17 protein-coding genes and 1 pseudogene are annotated in these 17,092 nt (G+C 64.4%); 10 read left to right on the top strand and 8 right to left on the bottom strand.

Annotation, left to right across the window (positions count from 1 at the left end):
• Positions 1 to 660 precede the first annotated feature (660 nt).
• The 5 genes from VB777_RS13530 to VB777_RS13510 form a co-directional block, all read right to left on the bottom strand.
• Positions 661 to 1,500 carry a class II glutamine amidotransferase gene (locus VB777_RS13530; RefSeq protein WP_197154171.1) on the bottom strand — a complete coding sequence of 280 codons (840 nt, stop codon included), beginning with the start codon at positions 1,498 to 1,500 and terminating at the stop codon, positions 661 to 663.
• Between the two features lie 252 nt (positions 1,501 to 1,752).
• Positions 1,753 to 3,006: an HlyD family secretion protein gene (locus VB777_RS13525; protein ID WP_322757342.1), complete on the bottom strand. Its 1,254-nt coding sequence runs from the start codon at positions 3,004 to 3,006 to the stop codon at positions 1,753 to 1,755.
• Positions 3,007 to 3,901: 895 nt separating this feature from the next.
• Positions 3,902 to 4,615, bottom strand: coding sequence for a superoxide dismutase (locus VB777_RS13520; protein WP_323249553.1), 714 nt, complete (start codon positions 4,613 to 4,615; stop codon positions 3,902 to 3,904).
• 100 nt (positions 4,616 to 4,715) lie between these two features.
• Positions 4,716 to 5,420: an HD domain-containing protein gene (locus tag VB777_RS13515; RefSeq protein ID WP_323249551.1), complete on the bottom strand. Its 705-nt coding sequence runs from the start codon at positions 5,418 to 5,420 to the stop codon at positions 4,716 to 4,718.
• Positions 5,421 to 5,510: 90 nt separating this feature from the next.
• Entirely contained in the window at positions 5,511 to 5,744 is a 234-nt protein-coding gene (locus VB777_RS13510) for a hypothetical protein (RefSeq protein ID WP_323249549.1), read from the bottom strand.
• A gap of 297 nt (positions 5,745 to 6,041) precedes the next feature.
• On the opposite strand from VB777_RS13510, the gene VB777_RS13505 reads away from it, so the two are divergent.
• The 6 genes from VB777_RS13505 (at position 6,042) to VB777_RS13480 (ending at position 12,006) form a co-directional block, all read left to right on the top strand.
• Positions 6,042 to 6,713: a methyltransferase domain-containing protein gene (locus VB777_RS13505; RefSeq protein ID WP_323249548.1), complete on the top strand. Its 672-nt coding sequence runs from the start codon at positions 6,042 to 6,044 to the stop codon at positions 6,711 to 6,713.
• Positions 6,707 to 7,243 (top strand): methyltransferase family protein, encoded by a 537-nt coding sequence (locus tag VB777_RS13500; protein WP_322757338.1) that lies wholly within the window; start codon positions 6,707 to 6,709, stop codon positions 7,241 to 7,243. Before VB777_RS13505 ends, VB777_RS13500 begins: the two co-directional genes overlap by 7 nt.
• Positions 7,244 to 7,259: 16 nt before the next feature.
• Complete coding sequence (locus VB777_RS13495; protein ID WP_322757337.1) at positions 7,260 to 7,571, top strand: hypothetical protein; 312 nt, start codon at positions 7,260 to 7,262, stop codon at positions 7,569 to 7,571.
• A 61-nt stretch (positions 7,572 to 7,632) separates the two neighbouring features.
• Entirely contained in the window at positions 7,633 to 8,748 is a 1,116-nt protein-coding gene (locus tag VB777_RS13490; protein WP_322757336.1) for a choloylglycine hydrolase family protein, read from the top strand.
• A gap of 588 nt (positions 8,749 to 9,336) precedes the next feature.
• Positions 9,337 to 9,651, top strand: coding sequence for a hypothetical protein (locus VB777_RS13485; protein ID WP_322757334.1), 315 nt, complete (start codon positions 9,337 to 9,339; stop codon positions 9,649 to 9,651).
• A gap of 1,161 nt (positions 9,652 to 10,812) precedes the next feature.
• Positions 10,813 to 12,006, top strand: coding sequence for an SHOCT domain-containing protein (locus VB777_RS13480; RefSeq protein WP_323249545.1), 1,194 nt, complete (start codon positions 10,813 to 10,815; stop codon positions 12,004 to 12,006).
• A 46-nt stretch (positions 12,007 to 12,052) separates the two neighbouring features.
• On the opposite strand, the gene VB777_RS13475 is transcribed toward VB777_RS13480, so the two are convergent.
• Positions 12,053 to 12,751, bottom strand: a complete 699-nt coding sequence (locus VB777_RS13475) for a peroxiredoxin-like family protein (RefSeq protein ID WP_323249556.1) — start codon at positions 12,749 to 12,751, stop codon at positions 12,053 to 12,055.
• 320 nt (positions 12,752 to 13,071) lie between these two features.
• Between VB777_RS13475 and VB777_RS13470 the strand changes: the two are divergent.
• The 4 genes and pseudogenes from VB777_RS13470 to VB777_RS13455 all read left to right on the top strand — a co-directional run bounded on the left by VB777_RS13470 (position 13,072) and on the right by VB777_RS13455 (position 15,615).
• A pseudogene (locus tag VB777_RS13470) lies at positions 13,072 to 14,369 on the top strand (cytochrome P450).
• 3 nt (positions 14,370 to 14,372) lie between these two features.
• Positions 14,373 to 15,026, top strand: coding sequence for a class I SAM-dependent methyltransferase (locus tag VB777_RS13465; RefSeq protein ID WP_323249543.1), 654 nt, complete (start codon positions 14,373 to 14,375; stop codon positions 15,024 to 15,026).
• 96 nt (positions 15,027 to 15,122) lie between these two features.
• Entirely contained in the window at positions 15,123 to 15,392 is a 270-nt protein-coding gene (locus VB777_RS13460; RefSeq protein WP_322757330.1) for a high light inducible protein, read from the top strand.
• A gap of 16 nt (positions 15,393 to 15,408) precedes the next feature.
• Positions 15,409 to 15,615: a hypothetical protein gene (locus VB777_RS13455; RefSeq protein ID WP_323249541.1), complete on the top strand. Its 207-nt coding sequence runs from the start codon at positions 15,409 to 15,411 to the stop codon at positions 15,613 to 15,615.
• A 96-nt stretch (positions 15,616 to 15,711) separates the two neighbouring features.
• Here the strand turns inward: VB777_RS13455 and VB777_RS13450 are convergent, their stop codons facing one another.
• Together VB777_RS13450 and VB777_RS13445 are read right to left on the bottom strand one after the other, a co-directional pair.
• Positions 15,712 to 16,095, bottom strand: coding sequence for a hypothetical protein (locus tag VB777_RS13450; protein ID WP_323249539.1), 384 nt, complete (start codon positions 16,093 to 16,095; stop codon positions 15,712 to 15,714).
• A gap of 108 nt (positions 16,096 to 16,203) precedes the next feature.
• Positions 16,204 to 16,875, bottom strand: coding sequence for a TetR/AcrR family transcriptional regulator (locus tag VB777_RS13445; protein WP_323249537.1), 672 nt, complete (start codon positions 16,873 to 16,875; stop codon positions 16,204 to 16,206).
• Between the last annotated feature and the right edge of the window lie 217 nt (positions 16,876 to 17,092).

The following is a 17,092-nucleotide window of genomic DNA, read 5'->3' as shown; positions in this document are numbered from 1 at the left end:
TGGATCCGGAGGGCAACCGGTTGCTGTTGCTGGTGATGCCAGCAGCGTGAAGTCCCCTTCATGAAGCCCCATTGCCCTTGGTGAAGAGCGGTTTCGTTCGCGCTCCAGCTCTTGTCCTGAGCCGCCATCCGTCCGATCGTGAGTCGATCGACACCCGGGAGGCTCCAGCGCATGGAAGACACCCCACCTGAGCAACCGTCAGGAGTGCGCTGACGATCCGGCCCCTGCTCCAACACTCTCAACGGATCACTGACGTTCCTGGCGTGTCGCGGCTGTTTTGCTGAAACAACCCTGGCGCCGTCCATTGCACCGCCTCAGGTGCCCCGGACCCAACGGAACGTCCCGATAGACCCCTGGCCCCAGGTGCCAGCGCCCGCAGCTCCGACCACAACTGAAAACACCCTGATCTGACAACGATCACGGCGATTGCCAAGCAAAAAACTCGCACAGCTGCGCCCCACCCCCTCGGGTCGGCACCACGGCTGAGCAGACAAAAGCCCGGGGCCCAGGCTCCGGGCATTGTTGTGCGGCAGAAGGCTCCAACGCCGCCGCTCCACCAGACCCCGCTGCAGCCGGGAGCAGGAGGCTTCAGCGAGGCTCACGGAGCTGGGCCTCCCAGTTGACACGGGCGAGGGATAGGCGGCCTGCATCCGGTTCACTTCAGGGGACTTCGTGCGCTGGTGCTGGTTGGGAACGCGCCGGGATTGGGACTGGCCTGACCCCATGACGGCTGCGGTGAATCACCTGCCCCCCGCAAAAGAGCAGCGATTCACCGGCCTGGAACGGTTGCCAGTGCTCGTCGGTGGTGAGCGGCTCGGTACTGAGGATGGTCACCACATCGTTTGCGGTGGTGAGTGCGGAGAAATCCACCTGCAACGGCAGATCAGCCAGGGTGGCCTTGCAGAAGGGGGCCCGGCGTGTGAGCCAGTGCAGCTTGCTGGTGGCGGTGGCAAACAGCCACTGGCCGTTGCTGATCAGGGCATTGAAGGTGCCCCGCTCCGCCAGTTGGGCAGCGCAATGGTGCAGCTGATCAAACAGCGCGCCAGGATTCTGCGGATTCACCCCAGCTTGTTCCAGCTGCTCGAGAATCCAGCAGAAGGCCGTTTCACTGTCGGTGCTGCCGAATGGCCGGTGGTGATCCCCCAGAGGAATGGCGCCCTGGAGGTCGCCGTTGTGGGCAAACACCCAGGTCTGCCCGCCCCAGCAGCGGGAGAAGGGATGGCAGTTCTCCAGCGCCACCACGCCGCGGGTGGCTTTGCGGATATGGGCGATGCTCACCAGCGCCTTGGGTGAGCGCTCCGCCAGCTGATCGGCGAGGACGGAAAAGGCCGCTGGAGCCTCCTCCCGCAGCAGGGTGAGGCCATGGCCACCGGGGGTGAAGCTGGCCAGCCCCCAGCCATCGGCGTGCTCGCCGGTCGCACCACCGCGGCGACTGAGGCCCCGAAAGGAAAACCCCATGTCGGTGGGCGTGTTGGCGTTGAGGGCGAGCAGCTCACACATGAAGGACCGCGCAGGGGGAGGGAATCAGCGGGTTTTGGCGAAGAAACGATCCCAGAGGCCGTCGTTGCCGAAGAACTGCCTGACGGGAGCAAAGCGATCCTTCACCCGTGCCCAGATCGCGAGGTTGGTGGGGCGGAAACCCTCCTCTGCCAGGATCGCCTGCGCGTCCTCGGAGAAGAGCTAGGAGGCCAGGGCCTCGGCAGGCTGACGGGTGCCCTCGCTGGGCTGGTGCTCGATGGGCAACAAAACCTCCTAGATCCCGGTGCTGAGGCGGACCTTGCGCAGCAGGAAGCCAAACACGGTTTCCAGGCGGGTGGTGATGTCGGCGCTGAGGTCCATACCGAGGCGCAGCTCGCAGCTACGGGTTCTGGAACGCAGCACGGTGCCCTCGGGTTGCAGCGTCACCTCGTAATACCCACCAGGGATGGGGGCCGGCTGTGCCGTGCCGTTTCGGCCCGCCTCAGGATCAGCTGAACCAGGCAGGCTGGCTTCCGGCGCGATTGACACCACCCTCGCCTTGAGCGTGCCGTAGTCGGGATAGGGGCAGCCGGTGATGCGCAGGTCGGCTCGCTGATCCACTTCCACCTTGGTGATGTTCTCGGAGGGCACCAGCACCTTCACCAGCAGACCGGCCTGGCTGGGGGAAATGCGGGCCAGCTCCTCGCCGGCAGCCAGCATCTGGCCGGGATTGCGCAGTTTGAGTGAGAACAGCACCCCCGGTACCGGTGCGGTGAGCGACGTCTGGGCCAGATCCCGAGCAATCTGGCTCTTGTCGGCGCTGTTGGTGACCAGCTCCCTCTTCAGCTGCGCCTGATCACTGCTGTTGCGGGAGCGCTGCTCCGCCACCGCCTGCCTGGCTTTGGCCAGCTGGGCGAGGGCCACGTTGTAGCTCTCCTCCTTCTCCTCCAGTTGGGTGACGGTGATGGAGCCGGTGCCGCCCAGCTGCTGGAAGCGGCGATATTCGGCTTCCGCAAAGCGCAGCCCTGCCTCGGATTTCTCCACTTCCAGCTCGGCCGCCTGCAGGGCCGCCAGCCCCTGGTTCACCAGTGCCTGGCTCTGCTGGGCCAGGGCCCTTCGGCTCTGGCTGAGCTGCTGCTGCTTGCCCTCCAGATCTGTGGGATCGAGCAACGCCAACACCTGGCCGGTTTGCACCCGCTCGTTGGGCTGCACCAGCACCCGACGCACCCGCGCAGCAAAGGGGGCGTTGATCACGCTGGTTTCACCGCTGGGCCGCACCACACCGCTACCGCGCACCACAACCCGGTAGGGCCAGACGGCCATCAAGGCCACACCGGCAGCGAAACTGCCCAGCATGACCAGGCCGGCACTGTGCACCCAGGGCCGCACCGAAGGCAGAAACTCCTCGCTGGTGGTCTGCCGCAGCACCAGGCCAGCATCCAGCGGCCGCGACGCCAGGCCGCCGCGGCGTGTGGCCACAACCGGCAACTCCGGCACGGGCGTTGTTCCAGGCAGGGGTGACTCCGGCAGTTTCAAGGGTTCGCTCATGCCGGCAAGAGGTCGGAAGCCAGGGTTTCTATGTGGATCAGATCCGAGGTCGGGTCCTGCAATGTCACATGGGCCTGTGGCTGACCATGATCGTGGTGAAGCCGGCACGGTGCCCCAGCCAGCCGCTCCATCCTGGCGGCAGAGCCACCCAGGGCTCGTCGTCGGCGCTGGGACTTCCACCGTGCCATCGAGCACCTCGAAGAGGCGGTGAACCACCACCTGGGTGGTGAACGACTTGTTGGCACAAGCAATCAGAGCCCTGAGGAAGCCCGGGATGTTGCCGCTGAAGCCATGGAAGGCGAGCCGCTGGCCGATGCCCGGCGGCCTGTCGATCACGCACGTCCTGTCATCCCTGAGCAACACCATCCCTAGCTGGAGGCTGGTGAGAAGCTGCCTCGGCTGAACCGGCTCGTGCTGACGCCCTGGCGCGCCGGCGTCGGGCAAACCAACGGTGATCGTCAGGGGGATGGGTCCCAGCCGGATTCCATCCGAGCGTTGTTCGAAGCGGTGGCGACGTTCGACGCTCGCAGACTGGTCCGATGACGACTTTCAACTGGCTCTCACCAGCAAGTCGATGGGGCAGGTCCATCTCCTCCGTCTGGGTCTGGCTTTGATCTCAGATGCAGGCTCGCTCACACTGACAAGCGGTGTGCTGGTTCGGAATCCAGTTCCAGACAGCTGCTTGATCAGCATGGTCAACGCCGGCCTCGACGCGTTCACGCGGGCCGCAGCGCTGGGGATGCCCCGAGGGGTGAGCATCAAGGTGGTGTCGCCCTGGCCGCGAACTGGCCGAGACCCAGCAGCCCATGGGACGCTGCCATGGTGCCGACCGCCCGCAGATTGCCGGTCATGAATGTGAGGTCGTGGAGGCCTGGAAACGTGCCTGGAGGCAGGATCACAGGCCGGCTGCCGATGCTTCTTCGTAGCGGCGGTTCACCTCAGACCAGTTCAGCCGCGACCACCAGGCCTTGATGTAGTCGGGCCGGCGGTTCTGATAGTGGAGGTAGTAGGCGTGCTCCCACACATCCAGCCCCAGCAACGGTGTTCCCTGCTCGATGCCGGGCAGATCCATCAACGGGTTGTCCTGGTTCGGGGTGCTGGTGATCGCCAGGCGGCCATCGGGCCTGCGGATCAACCAGGCCCAGCCCGAGCCGAAGCGCCCTGCTGCCGCCTGGTTGAACTGGGCCTGCATGGTCTCCAGCGACCCGAAACCGGCCTGGATCGCTGTCAGCAGCTGCTCGGATGGCTCTCCTCCCTGGCCCTCCGGTGCCATCACGGCCCAGTACAGGCTGTGGTTCCAGTGCCCACCGCCGTTGTTGCGCACCGCCTCGGGAAAGCGCGAGATCTGGCCCTGCAGCTCATCCAGGCTGAGGTTGGCCAGAGCCGGATTGGCCTTGATCTGCGCGTTCAGGTTGGTCACATATCCGGCGTGATGGCGGTCGTGGTGGATGGTCATGGTGGTCGCGTCGATCGCCGGCTCCAGGGCATCCACGGGATAGGGGAGCGGCGGCAGTGAGAACGCAGCCCAGGCAGGGGCCACGAATCCCAGCAGCAGGAGAAGTGGTGTCAGGCAGGCCAGCAGGGCCTGGCCCAGGAACTGAGGGAGCATGGAATTCGAGACGTGTCTGGCGAGGCGGTCAGCCTGACGGATGTGGCGTAGGCCCTTCCGGAAGGAAATCGCCATAGTCGGGCGTTGGCTGCTCTCCGGTTCAGGAATCCGACGCCGGAATCGGTGCCGTTGGCTCCAAGGATGGCCGTTTCACCCTTTCCTCATACCCCGCTGCCCACACCGCCGGGGCAATGCCGGCCGGCACCAGCCGTCGGTAGGCCTGGCTGGCCAGGATCTCCTTCACCGCTTCCCCGAGCAGTTCATTGGAGCGACTGCCGGGGAGTCGGTGGCTCAGGGTCTGGTGGATCCGCAGCAGATACCAGGCACTGCCATCGAGGCCGGCATTGAAGCGTTCCCAGCTGTGGGGATCGCGGCGGGCATCGAGCACCATGTCGCGGGCGTTGTGGGCCTTGTCGGCCGCCGTCACCCGCAGGGAGCCGTCGCTCTTGTGCTCCAAGGCGGCCACATAGCGGGTCTTGCGCAAGAGCCAGGGCTCCTTTGGGGCCACGGGCGCCAGCGGGCCCTGGGTGTCGGTGCAGTCGTGCACGATACGGGCCACCTCTTCGCCAAAGCGCTCGGCGATCGAGCTGCGGCTCTGGCCCGCGTCTTCGATCGCGTCGTGCAGCAGGCCGGCGATCGCCTCGTTCTCGCTGCCGCCGTCTTCCCAGACCAGGCCGCTCACAGCGATCAGGTGGGAGATGTAGGGCACCCCCTTGCCTTTACGGAGCTGGTTGCGGTGCAGCTGCGCGGCCCAGAGCAGGGCCTCGTCGTAGCGCTCGCTGTGGGTTGGGGGTTGATGCGTCATGGGTGGATCCGGATGGGTGGATCCGGTGCTGATGGGTTGTGACGCAGTGGCGTCAATCGGCTGCCTGGCTGGTGAGCTCCAGCCGCTCACTCAGGAAGGCGTGGCTGCAGGCCACCGCCGTGGCCAGGTTCTGCTCCTCGCTGAGGCCGGAGCTGCGGGTGGGCTTGAAGCTGTGGTCGCCACCTCTTCCGGGCGGCCGAACGTGTCGCGCTCCCCCTGCAGGATCAGGGTGGGGGGGTGCAGATCGGCCAGGAGCACGGTGGCTGCCGCCACGTCGGGACCGTCAATCAACCGCGGTGCGGTGGCAGGGGCCTCGTTGTTCATCCATCCATCCTGGCGGTGCCTCTCGCACTGCCGGGAGACCCGATTCTTCAGAACGCCGGGATCGTCTGTCGGAGCCGAGCTGGACTGGCCCGTCCCCTGCTCAGGCATCAACCCCCAGGGCCCCACCTGAGCCACAGCCACGCCTGCGGTGACGGAAGCGATCGCTCCGATACCCTCTGGCGATGGGGAACAGGAAACCCCTGCCCCCCATCTAACCAACCCGTGAGAGGCTCAAGGTACGGCAATGCCTCCATGCTCCTAACCGCATGCCGTGATTGGGCGAGGCAGACTTGAATCATGAGCATCCCCAGGCCGGCCCCCATCGCAGATCCGAGCTGCTGGGATCAGCGCTACCGAGAGGGCGGTGACGGCTGGGAACTGGGCCAGGCCGCCCCACCGCTGGCCCAGTTCCTGAGAACCCATCCGTTGGCGCCCCAGTCACCGGGCAGGGTGCTGGTGCCCGGCTGCGGCCGTGGCCATGAGGCCGCCCTGCTCGAAGACCTCGGTTTCACCGCCATCGGCCTGGATTTCAGTGGCGAGGCCTTGCGCGAGGCCCGCAGGCTCCATGGCGAGGCCCGGGCCACGTTGCAGTGGCTGCAGGCCGATCTGTTCGACCGACAGGCCCTGACGGAGGCGGGCCTGCCTCCCGGCAGCCTCAGCGGGATCGTGGAGCACACCTGCTTCTGCGCCATCGATCCTGGCCTGCGGCAGGACTACATCGCCACCGTCTGCCGACTGCTGGCCCCTGGAGGCTGGCTGCTGGGCCTGTTCTGGTGCCACGGCCGGCAAGGCGGTCCTCCCTGGGGCAGTGACCCGCAGCTGGTGGAAGCGCAGCTGCGCCAGGCGGGCCTGGTGGCGGAAATCTGGCAGCCGGCCACTGATTCGGTGGACAAGCGCAACGACGAATGGCTGGGCCTGTGGCGCCAGCCAGGCCAACCCCCTGCACCTGTAGAGATCGGATCATGCTGAGCCATCTGAACGAACGCATGCAGAAGTGGGGCTTCTCCTGGGAGGGGCTGAGGGACAACCGCCATGGGGAGTGGTGGGTCTTGGCGCAGATGAGCCTGATCGCCGCCCACTGGCTGCCACCAACGCCGGCCCCCTTGGACCTGGGGATTCACTGGCCTCTGATCTTGCGCCTGATCGGAGGGCTGATCGTCCTGATCGGCCTGATCATCGGCGGCCAGGGAGTCCTGAACCTCGGGGACAGTCTCAGTCCGCTGCCGGAGCCGATTGCCGGAGCGCCTCTGGTCACCGAGGGCGCTTACGGCCGTTGCCGCCATCCTCTCTACCAGTCGCTGCTGCTCTGTTCCATGGGGGTGACCCTGGCCCTCGGCAGCCTGCTGCACCTGGGCCTGCTGCTGGCGCTGGCGACCGTGCTCAGCCTCAAGGCCCGGCGGGAAGAACAACGTCTGTGTTCCATGCACAGTGGCTATGCCGATTACATGACATCAACCCCGGCGATTATTCCCTTCCTGCCAGGTCTCGACTGGCGGTAGCCCATGCCTCTCATGGTTGGACAATGCGCTGAGAATGGTCATTGATGCAGTTTTGATGCAATGGGATCGCGCTCTGCTCTTCTCTGTTGGGCTGATCCCTCGATTCATGCGTTTTTCTCTTTTGCATCGTGATTCTGATTGGTTCTGCCAATTCCTCCTGAGCCATTCAGGGAGAGCGTTGCCTACCTTCGATCATGTTTTTGCATGGTCGGCCATGATCGGCACATGGACTGCTCAAGGGCCCCTTCGCTGTTCGGAATTGCTGTTCAGGCGTGAACTCACGCTGTGGAACCGCTACGCCTCTATCACTTGGCTACATTTTGGTTGATCGGCGCTCAGATTCAGGTATCTACGAGTAGTTTCGATCTATCCTCGGGCCTGAGTGATTCATGTCGATCGCAAAGCGTGTCTTGGCGGCGTTGGCTGCTGTCGGTATCGCCGGCTGGGGTGCACATTCGGCGCGTGCCTGTACCAGCTTTACCCTGCAGGGAAACGATGGCGGTCGCCTTTATGGCCGCACGATGGAGTTCGGTCAGCCGCTGAACAGCAATGCGGTACTGATTCAGCGGGGGACGGCGATCCAGGGCAATGGTCCCGATGGCAAGTCCGGTGGTGGCCTGCAGTGGACCAGTCGCTATGCCGTGGTGGGACTGAATGCCCTGGGTCTGAAGGATGTCGTTCCTGATGGCATGAATGAAAAGGGCCTGGCTGGTGGGCTTTTGTATTTCGCCGGCTACGCCAAATTTCAGAACGTGCCGCAGGGTCAGGCCAGGCGATCGATCAATAGCTCTCAGCTGCTCACCTATGTGCTCACGAACTTCGCCACCGTTGCTGAGGTCGAGCAGGGGCTGCCGAAGATCCTGGTGAATGGCGCCACGGTGCCGGCCTTCGGCGGTCCGTTGCCAATTCATATGACTGTGCATGACCGTACAGGCAGAAGTCTGTCAGTGGAGTACATCGATGGTCGGTTGACCATGCTCGACAACCCTACGGGCGTGTATACCAATGATCCGCCATTGCCTTATCACCTCGCGGCAGCAGGTAATTACGCCAACCTCAGTGCTATGCCTCCGGCAGAGATGATCGTGAATGGCCTGAAACTTCCGCCGGCTAGTACCGGTGGCGGACTGCACGGTCTACCGGGAGATTTCCTGGCCACGTCACGCTTCATTCGTGCCCTGACGTTCAGTCGTTTCGCTCCCAGGAATCTGACCACTGAGGAGCAGGTTGGTACGGCATTTCGCATCCTTGGCCAGTTCGATCTGCCGCCTGGAAGCATCCTGTTGCCGCCGGGTGGTGCGTTTGGAGGTGGTGGTTCGAAAACAACGTACGAGATTACGGAATGGAGCATAGTCGCTGATCAGAAAAATCTAGTTTATTATATCCAGACCTATGATAATCCAGGTCTTCGTAGCCTCAACTTTGATCGGTTGCCCCTGGATGGAGGACAGATCAAGGTGATGACTCTTGATCAACCTGCCGAGGTCACTGTTCTTCAGCCTTGATCGGGATCGTTCCTCCGGATCGCCTTCCTGTATCCGTTGCTGGAGGGTGATGTGAGGCTTCAGTCTTGCGGTGTGGCGCCCAAGTTCGTCGCCGAAGTCTTCCCAGTCAGTGTTCTTCGACTTACTGCCTCATCCAACTCTAGGAACCTTTCACATCTGAGGGTGCCGGGGCCATGCTGACACCGTGATCCCTCTCCCCTGGGAATCGCCGAGTGAACGCCCCAAGGTCAGTCTCCCCGCTGCTCTGTTTCCGGATCAGAGCGGGGTCCTCTACGACAGTCCAGGTCAACCCCGGCCGGGTGCCACCTCTGCTTGACGGTGGCCACCAGCCCATGCTGCATACTGGTTTCAGCGTTGTTCTTCAGGTTGTTCTGCAGGTTGTTCTGCGGGATGTGCGTGCCCAAGGCAGGGAATGAAACGATCCACCACGAGCGTCTGGCATCGGCCGGGACGGACCATGTTCAGGGTCTCTGTGTGCTTGACTCTGAGCTGATCTGTTGCAGTCAGATCGCTTGAAAATAAACTGCTGGTGATATTGCTGTAGGGTGAAACATTGGCACTAAATTCATGCGCTGAAGCGCTAAAGACATGCACTGGATCGGATGGGTTGTCGCTGTTATCGTTGGTATAGCCTGGTTTATTGCGCCGTCGATGGCGCAATCCTCAGGTCTTGTTGGTACGTGGACTGCTGAGGCCACGATCATCCTGGAGTCGGATGGCAAGATCGTCAAGGTGCCGCGCTCCCTTTCGGTCGTCATCGATTCAGTCCAGGGCTCGGTCGTTCAAGGTTCCAATGTCTGGAAAGCGAAGACCGATAATCCCGGTTATGTCGAAGATGAGAGCGTGCTTCAGGCTTCCGAGCCGCTCATCGGTGTACTCTCGGCGGACGATAAGACACTGTGATTGGTGGAAGTCCATGACCATGGCATGATGGTCGCAAGGAGAATCGGTGGCGATAAACGCGATCTTACCTATCTTGAAGGCGCGCCCCATGCTGTTGCCTACTCGGCAATCTATCGGGCGCAGAAAGAAATCGCAGCCCAGTGACCGTCGCATGACTCTGCACTGCGAGTTGCTTGGCTTGCTGAAAGGCCCATGCACTGCAAGGGTTCTGGGCGGACTGTTCGTACTGTTGATCAGAACCATGGGCGAGACTTGTCCAGGCTACCGGCGATTGCTCTGGACATCACTCAGGATCCCCATGGCGGCCAGCAGCGATCCAGGCCCTGCCAGCTCACACGTCGGATACGATCTGCTTTATCTCTGAGGCAGACCCTTTGGGTGCTGCTGCTGGTCAAGCAATCTGAAAGGGGGAGACATGATTCCCTGACGAGGAATCCAGTGCTGACCAAGCAAGCAGTAATCATGATTTCATCGCCAAGCTGGACGAAATCACCGGCATAGAAGGTTCCAAGGACAAGCTAAGCCGTGGGTACTGGATGTTCATGCCTTTGGATATCGGCACTCTCAAAGTCATAAAAAGTCTTACGACTCCGGCGAAAAAGCAGTGTATGGCGAGGTCTATATTGGATCTGTTCAGCTTTATGACGGTACGATTTTCCCGCCAGAGCTCGACGCTGCCATCTATCAGGTGGTCACCATTGCCGCCTGAGCTTGCTGTTTCGGCTGTCGCGTCTCCCATCGGCACCCGGCTCCCGGGCAGGGTCTGTCCACCAGCACGCCGATGGCGACCATGAGGGCAAGACCAGCAGATGGCTGGGCGCGCAGCCAGGGACCAGCCGGCTGAGCCGCTCGGCAAGGAGCGGGGCCCGGGGATGCCTGCCCGATTGGATGGGATTCGCGGACCCTTGCAGGAGCCCCTCTGGCCCGGGGCATGAGCTGAAAGTCTTTCTGGTGCAGAGGTTCTCGCCGATATGTCAGTCAGTCAGCACCGGGTCAGGCTTGGCAGGGCCAAGCCGCTGGTTGCATAAGGTGATCTGACAGCCATTCCTGCCCCTGACACAACTCCCTGGCACTTCCCCCTGGCGATCCAGGGTTCTGGCAGCAGAGAGTTCTGGCACCAGAGGCTCGACCACTGAACATTGAGGCTCAAATAAGTTCACCATGGAACAAATCACCCAGGAAGGCGTCCAGGTCGCCCGGGGACTTGGCGAGCGTCACGGCTTCAGCGATGCCGCCGTCGTCCACATGATGCAGGCCATGCTCCGCAGTCGTGGTGGCATGGCTCAGTTCAACCACCCCGAGTTCGGTGGCTCCGGTCAGTGGATGCCAGGTGGCATGTTGATGATCGGCGACATGTTCAACAACGCACTCAAGGCCCGGGTTGATGGCCTCTGCCGCGATGTATCGGTGGCCATTGCGTCTCAACCCATAGCGGCGGCATCGGCAGCACCACTGTTCGTTCCCGACCCCCGCGAGTCCTGGTGGCCCGCCGAGCTTGGTGCCCCTTCAGCCACCGGCGAGCAGAACAACGTGCGCTATGCCGTCTTTCCCAGTCAGGGGCGGCTTGCGGTGGACGTCAACGGTCAGGTCAGCGTCTACGACACCGGCAGCCACCAGATTGCTGGTTTCTCCCAACAGCAAGGTGGCGGTGGGATGGTGTTTTCCACCCCGGCTGGGAGCGTCAGTCTCAGCAGCTTCTCGCCCGCCGGCGGCTTCAGCCAGCAGCAGCAGAGCCACGCTGGCGGCCTTCAACAGCAGAGCAGCAGTGGCTCGGGCTCACAGCATCAGGCCGCGGTGATGGCTCCCATGCAGATGCAACCGATGAGCCCCATGCAGCCCATGAGCCCCATGCAGCCCATGGCGATGATGCAGCAGCAGCCGAGCTGGTGGCCGGCTGAGCTCGGCGTTCCTGCTTCGAGCGGTGCCCAGAACGAGCTGCGCTACGCCGTGTTCCCCGCTGCAGGTCGGCTGGCGGTGGAGCACAGCGGCCACTGCAGAGTGTTTGATGTGGGCGGCCAGGCGATTCGCGGCGTCTCCCTTCAGAGCGGCACCGGTGATCTGATCCTCTCCACACCGGAGGGCGATCGGCCCCTGTCCCAGTTCCCGGAGATCAGCCTGGCAAGCGAGCCGGCCCCCGAAGGCCCGGCGCAGACCACCGCCACTGCCGCGACAGCCCCCAACACCACCGCCGCGACAGTCCCCGCCACCGCTAACGCCACCGCCGCGACCGCGACAACCGGCGGTTCTGATGATCCCTACGCCGCCCTGGAGCGCCTCGGGGATCTCAAGGCCAAGGGAATCCTCACCGAAGAGGAATTCAGCCGCAAGAAGGCCGAGTTGCTGGCGCGGCTCTGATCCCTCGCAGGGGATGAACCGCCTCAGGCCGCGCAGGAACTCATGGCTACTGAGGTTCTCCGCCTGATGGCGTGAGGAAAGGATCCAGGAAGCTGAGCGGCCTGGCCATGGTTGCCGAGAAGCCAAGGATGCCGCGATCCCGGTAGCTGTAGAGCAGGGTGTCGTCGGCCTCCAGCAGAAAGGTGCCGCCCCGCTGGGTCAGGTGGTCATCGCAAGGCACATAGGTGCGCCAGTGGCCCAGCACTTCGGTCATGTTGCGCAGGCGCACCGTGGCCAGCTCGAAGGGTCGCTGGAATCCCGTTCCACCAGCTCTGGCAAAGAACGACCCCTTGATCGGCGGCAAAAGACCTGCCTGGATCGTCTCGTCGTCGGCGATCCGCTGGGGAGCTCCTCGATCGCCCGTGTAGCCGCGCAGCACCTCGGCCAGGGTGCCGGGCGAACCGATGCCGGCGCACATCAGCAGCAGGTTCGGCCAGGGCCCGCCGATCCCCCGTAAGCCCCCATAGAGCCCCAGGGCCCGATGCAGCTGGGGATCCGGATCGACCTGGAGTCGTTCGAGCGGAAACCCCGTGAAGGAGCAGAACCGCTGGCGGCTGTCCTCATGGCCGATGCCGATCGCCAGGACGGCGATGCCGGCAGACTCCAGCTGCGGCAGGGCCGCCACCACGGCCTGGGCGTATTCGAGGCTGTCGAAATCCCCCAGTTGGGGCAGCAGAAGCACCAGTCGGCGGTGTCCCCGTTCCATTCCGGCCACCCCCACCAGCCGCTCGAGCAGGGCAGCGGGTGCAGCCTCTCGCGCCTCGCTGCCAGCTGGAGCAGCGCCAACGGGATCGGCGCCAGCGGAATCGGTGGTGGGGGGATCGGTGGCGGGCAAGGTCACAGGGCAATCACGGAGTGACCATCGTGGCGCGCTCCTGACAGGCTTCCGTGCCAGCGATCAACCCCTGGTCTGCAGGCCCCGGCGTCGCGGTGCCCTCTGCTGGCTGCCAGCCTGGGAACCATTGCGGATGACGCTGGTTGCCCCCCGATCCCGACACCCTTCGGCCCCTGCCCCGCACGCCAGCGGTGAGCGGAGTGCTGGAGACCCTGGCCTTCTTTCGCGACCCTGATTTCGCCCGCTCGAACTTCGAGCGCTATGGCGATGTCCACGAAACCACCCTGTTGGGGCAGCGCACCGTCTTCATCCGGGGGGACCGGGCGATCAGCGACCTGTTCGCCCAGAGCGAATCCATCGAGGGCTGGTGGCCGGACAGTGTGCGGCAGCTGCTGGGGCCCCTGTCGCTGGCCAACACAAGGCCCGCCGTCGGGTGGTGGGTCAGCTGTTCGCCTCTGCGGCCCTGAAGCGCTACAGCCCCGCGATCGTGGCCCTGGTCGATGCGCTCAGCCAGGAGCTGCTCAGCGCCGCAGCCCCCGTGGCCCTGGTGCCCAGGCTGCGGCGGTTTGCCTTCCATGTGATCGCCAGCACGGTGCTGGGGCTCGATCCGAACGATCGCGATGCCCTGTTCGTCGATTTCGAAACCTGGTGCCAGGGCCTCTTCTCTCTGCCGTTCGCCCTGCCCGGCAGCCCCTTTGCCCGGGCCCGCCAGGCCCGGCAGCGGCTGCTGCGGCGCCTGGGCGCGGTGCTCGACAAGGCGCAGGCCGCCGCTGCCTCCGGAGCGCCCCTCGCTGCCGGCGGACTCGATCTGCTGGCCGGAGGTCTGGATGAGGCCGACCTGCCCCTGGGCGACGACGACGTGGCGGAGCAGCTGCTCCTGCTGCTGTTCGCCGGCTACGAAACCACTGCCTCGGCGTTGAGTTGCCTGGTGCTGACCCTGCTGCAACATCCAGCGGAGCTGGCCTGGCTGCAGCAGGAGCTCGACAGCTTGCCCTGGCCCCCTCCGCCGGGGGAGGCCACCACCGCCTACGACGCCCTTCGGGCTCCGCGGCTCGATGCGGTGGTGCAGGAGGTGATGCGGCTCACCCCGCCGGTGGGGGGCTTCTTTCGCCGGACCCGGCAGCCCATTGCCCTGGCGGGGGTGCTGGTGCCGGCGGATCGGGTGGTGCAGGTGAGCATCGTCGCCAGCCATCGCCACGGCTCCGCCACGGAGGATCTGGAGGTCTTCCGGCCGCAGCGGCATCTGGATGGAACCTGCACGGCCACCCTGCTGCCGTTTGGCGGTGGTGAGCGGGTATGCCTCGGCAAGGCGCTGGCGGAGCTGGAGATCCGGCTGCTGATCGTGGGGCTGCTGAAGCCGCTGACCTTGGCGCTGGAGCCGGATCAGAACCTGACGCTGGCGATCATCCCCAGCCCCTCGCCCAAGGACGGCCTGCTGGTCTGTCCGCGTCGCAGGGCCTGCAGTACCGATCCCGTTGGAGTGGAGTGAACCATGGCCAATCCCGTGCTGAGCGCGCAGGACCGCTGGAAACAGGATCGCTCCGATGACGGCCTGTTTTATGCCGAACCCCGCTTTGTGCACCATCTCGATGGGGCGTTTCGCAGCCGGCTCACGGCGCTCTACCAGGAGAGGATCCCGCCGGGGGCGGTGGTGCTGGATCTGATGAGCAGCTGGGTCAGCCATCTGCCCGAAACCCTGAGCGCCGTCGAGGTGATCGGCCATGGCCTCAATGCCAGGGAGCTGGAGGCCAACCCACGGCTGAGCCGCCATTGGGTGCAGAACCTCAACGTGGATCAGCGCCTGCCCCTGGAGTCAGGCAGCGTTGATGCGGCCCTGATCGTGGCCGGCTGGCAATACCTGCAGCAGCCCGAGCCGGTGGCGGCCGAACTGCTGCGGGTGGTGCGAGCCGGCGGCCAGCTGATCGTGTCCTTCTCGAACCGCATGTTCGCTCAGAAGGCCACGCGGATCTGGACCGATGGCGACGACCGGGACCATCTCGAGATCGTCGCCCGGGTGCTGGTGGCGCAGGGCTGGCCCATGCCGAAGCTGATCGCCGAAGCCACCCGGGCGGCAGGACCGCTGGGCTGGCTGGGCGGCAAGGGGGATCCGTTCTTTGCGGTGGTCGCCGAGAAGCCGAGCGCTTAGCGGCTTGTCGCTGATCGAGCAGACGCCCGCGAAACGGCAGATCGATGGGAATCCGTAATAATCTGTTACAGTTCTTTCACTCAGATCGCTCCACCCATGACCCAGGCCACTCTCTCTGCTCCCAGCGCCCTTGATCGCGCCGCCATCCGCGGTGCCACTGTCACCACCGAAGACGGTGGTCGCCTCAATGCCTTCGCCACGGAACCCCGCATGGAAGTGGTGAGCGCCGAGCGCGGCTGGGGCTTCCACGAGCGCGCCGAAAAGCTGAATGGCCGTATGGCCATGCTCGGCTTCATCGCCCTGCTGGCCACCGAATTCGCCCTGGGAGGCGAAGCCTTCACCCGCGGCCTGCTGGGCATCGGTTGACGCTGAGCCGATTCGGTTGCCCAACCCCATCGCCATTGCCATGACTGAGTCTCTTTCCATCAACAGAGAGTTCTTTGTCGAGGCTCATTCACGAGCCATCGACAGCTGCACCGAACTTGAAGACCTCCGCAGGGTTTCCAAATCACTGCTGAGAGCTTGGCAGCTTCAGGCCATGTTCAGTGAGCAGTATGGGGCTGAATTGCTCGGTATCCCCAGCCCCTGAACATTCTGGGTCCGTCGCCACCATCGCTGGACAGATCCCTGTTGTTTGGCTCTCTCTTGAACACACAGGTCCAATCTCGGGCCTGAGGTCACGATTTCACACAGCCTCAGCATCGTCATCCGTGCCAGCGCCCATGGCCTGAGGCAGCCGCTCGCAGCTGTAGCGCTCCAGGTCTCCACGTCGTTGTGAGAACTCAGGCCGGTCGGGATCGAGCGCCTGCCACCACCAGCGCCCGTCGGTGTAACTGGGGGGACCGGCGTTATTGGTGCGTGGCAGCTGCAGGCTGACGCCCCGCCACCGGATCACGATGAACGCACCAGGCACAGTGCCGCCATTGCTGTTGGGGATGCCTGTGGCATCCACGGCTCCTTGAAAGACCTCCGCGCTGAGCGGATCACCTGCGCAGCTGAACTGTTCGGCGGCATGGGCGCCCGGCAAGGCGAGCAACACCGCCAGGAGCAGGGCCAGAAGCTGAGTCACGGCACCGGTGCATTGATCGCCAGGATGACGCAATCCCCTTGCTGCTCGTGAGGTTGCCCTGGGCTTGAGCAACCGATGTGCCGAGGGCCGAGGCGCTTGTCGCTCCATTCAGCACTCGTTGGCCATCCGATCGACCTCTGCTGTGCCCTCCGCCGTGGCCTCTCCACCGACCGACACGCTCATCAGATGCACCAGCAGGTCGGCGAACTGATCCCGGTCGACGGGGGCAACCTCGCTGCCATGCAGGAGGTCTTGCATGAGGATCAGATGCACAAGGGCACCCATGAAGATGCGGGCGCGCAGGTCGGGCTGGCTGGTGGGCGTGGCAGAAAACAACTGCACCACCTGACCCACGCCGGTGCGTTCCAGCTGGCTCACGAAGGTCTTGGCCAGCTCGGGAAACCGCTCCGATTCGCCGATCACCAGGCGAAGGAAGGAGAGGAACTCCGGATGGGTATGGCGGCTGGCGAGGCAGCGGTTGGCCAGTTCGCGCAGGGCGGCGGCGGGCTCGGCGGGCAGGGCCTGCTGGGGTGAAGCGCCGAACAGGCCGGAGAGGCGATGGCCCACCATCTGCTCGGTGAGGGCACGGAAGAGGGCTTCTTTGTCTAGGAAATAGCTGTAGACGGTGGCCTTGGACACGGCTGCCGCTGCTGCGATCCGGTCCATGGAGGCGGCGGCATAGCCGTGGCGCAGGAACTCGCCGCGGGCCCCCTCGAGGATGGCGTCACGCTTGCGCAGGGAGCGCTGACGCCGGGCGGAACTGGCGGGAGGAGACGGCACCAATCCAGAACCAAAAACTGAACTAAACCGTATAGTAATAGAAGTTGGGCGACGGATCCATGCAGGCCACCTGGCTCCGCACGCGCCGCGGCCAGTTGCTGCTCCTCGGCGGTGGGGCGTGCCTCCTGGCGGCGGTGCTGGTGGGGCGGCAGGCGCTGGTGCGGCGGGCGGCGCCTCCCCCACCGGTTGCCGCCGAGCCACCCATCCGCACCGTGAC

It is taken from the genome of Synechococcus sp. CCY9202 (genome assembly GCF_034931685.1).
In the GTDB taxonomy this organism is placed as follows: domain Bacteria; phylum Cyanobacteriota; class Cyanobacteriia; order PCC-6307; family Cyanobiaceae; genus CBW1002.
The sequence above is the reverse complement of the archived record's forward strand: the minus strand, read 5'-3'. Positions and strand labels throughout refer to the sequence as shown.

Bases quoted from the DNA above. Each gene is read 5' to 3' on its own strand.
- VB777_RS13530 (WP_197154171.1), bottom strand. From the start codon at position 1,500: ATGTGTGAGCTGCTCGCCCTCAACGCCAACACGCCCACCGACATGGGG.
- VB777_RS13525 (WP_322757342.1), bottom strand. From the start codon at position 3,006: ATGAGCGAACCCTTGAAACTGCCGGAGTCACCCCTGCCTGGAACAACG.
- VB777_RS13520 (WP_323249553.1), bottom strand. From the start codon at position 4,615: ATGCTCCCTCAGTTCCTGGGCCAGGCCCTGCTGGCCTGCCTGACACCA.
- VB777_RS13515 (WP_323249551.1), bottom strand. From the start codon at position 5,420: ATGACGCATCAACCCCCAACCCACAGCGAGCGCTACGACGAGGCCCTG.
- VB777_RS13510 (WP_323249549.1), bottom strand. From the start codon at position 5,744: ATGAACAACGAGGCCCCTGCCACCGCACCGCGGTTGATTGACGGTCCC.
- VB777_RS13505 (WP_323249548.1), top strand. From the start codon at position 6,042: ATGAGCATCCCCAGGCCGGCCCCCATCGCAGATCCGAGCTGCTGGGAT.
- VB777_RS13500 (WP_322757338.1), top strand. From the start codon at position 6,707: ATGCTGAGCCATCTGAACGAACGCATGCAGAAGTGGGGCTTCTCCTGG.
- VB777_RS13490 (WP_322757336.1), top strand. From the start codon at position 7,633: ATGTCGATCGCAAAGCGTGTCTTGGCGGCGTTGGCTGCTGTCGGTATC.
- VB777_RS13485 (WP_322757334.1), top strand. From the start codon at position 9,337: ATGCACTGGATCGGATGGGTTGTCGCTGTTATCGTTGGTATAGCCTGG.
- VB777_RS13480 (WP_323249545.1), top strand. From the start codon at position 10,813: ATGGAACAAATCACCCAGGAAGGCGTCCAGGTCGCCCGGGGACTTGGC.
- VB777_RS13475 (WP_323249556.1), bottom strand. From the start codon at position 12,751: ATGGAACGGGGACACCGCCGACTGGTGCTTCTGCTGCCCCAACTGGGG.
- VB777_RS13465 (WP_323249543.1), top strand. From the start codon at position 14,373: ATGGCCAATCCCGTGCTGAGCGCGCAGGACCGCTGGAAACAGGATCGC.
- VB777_RS13460 (WP_322757330.1), top strand. From the start codon at position 15,123: ATGACCCAGGCCACTCTCTCTGCTCCCAGCGCCCTTGATCGCGCCGCC.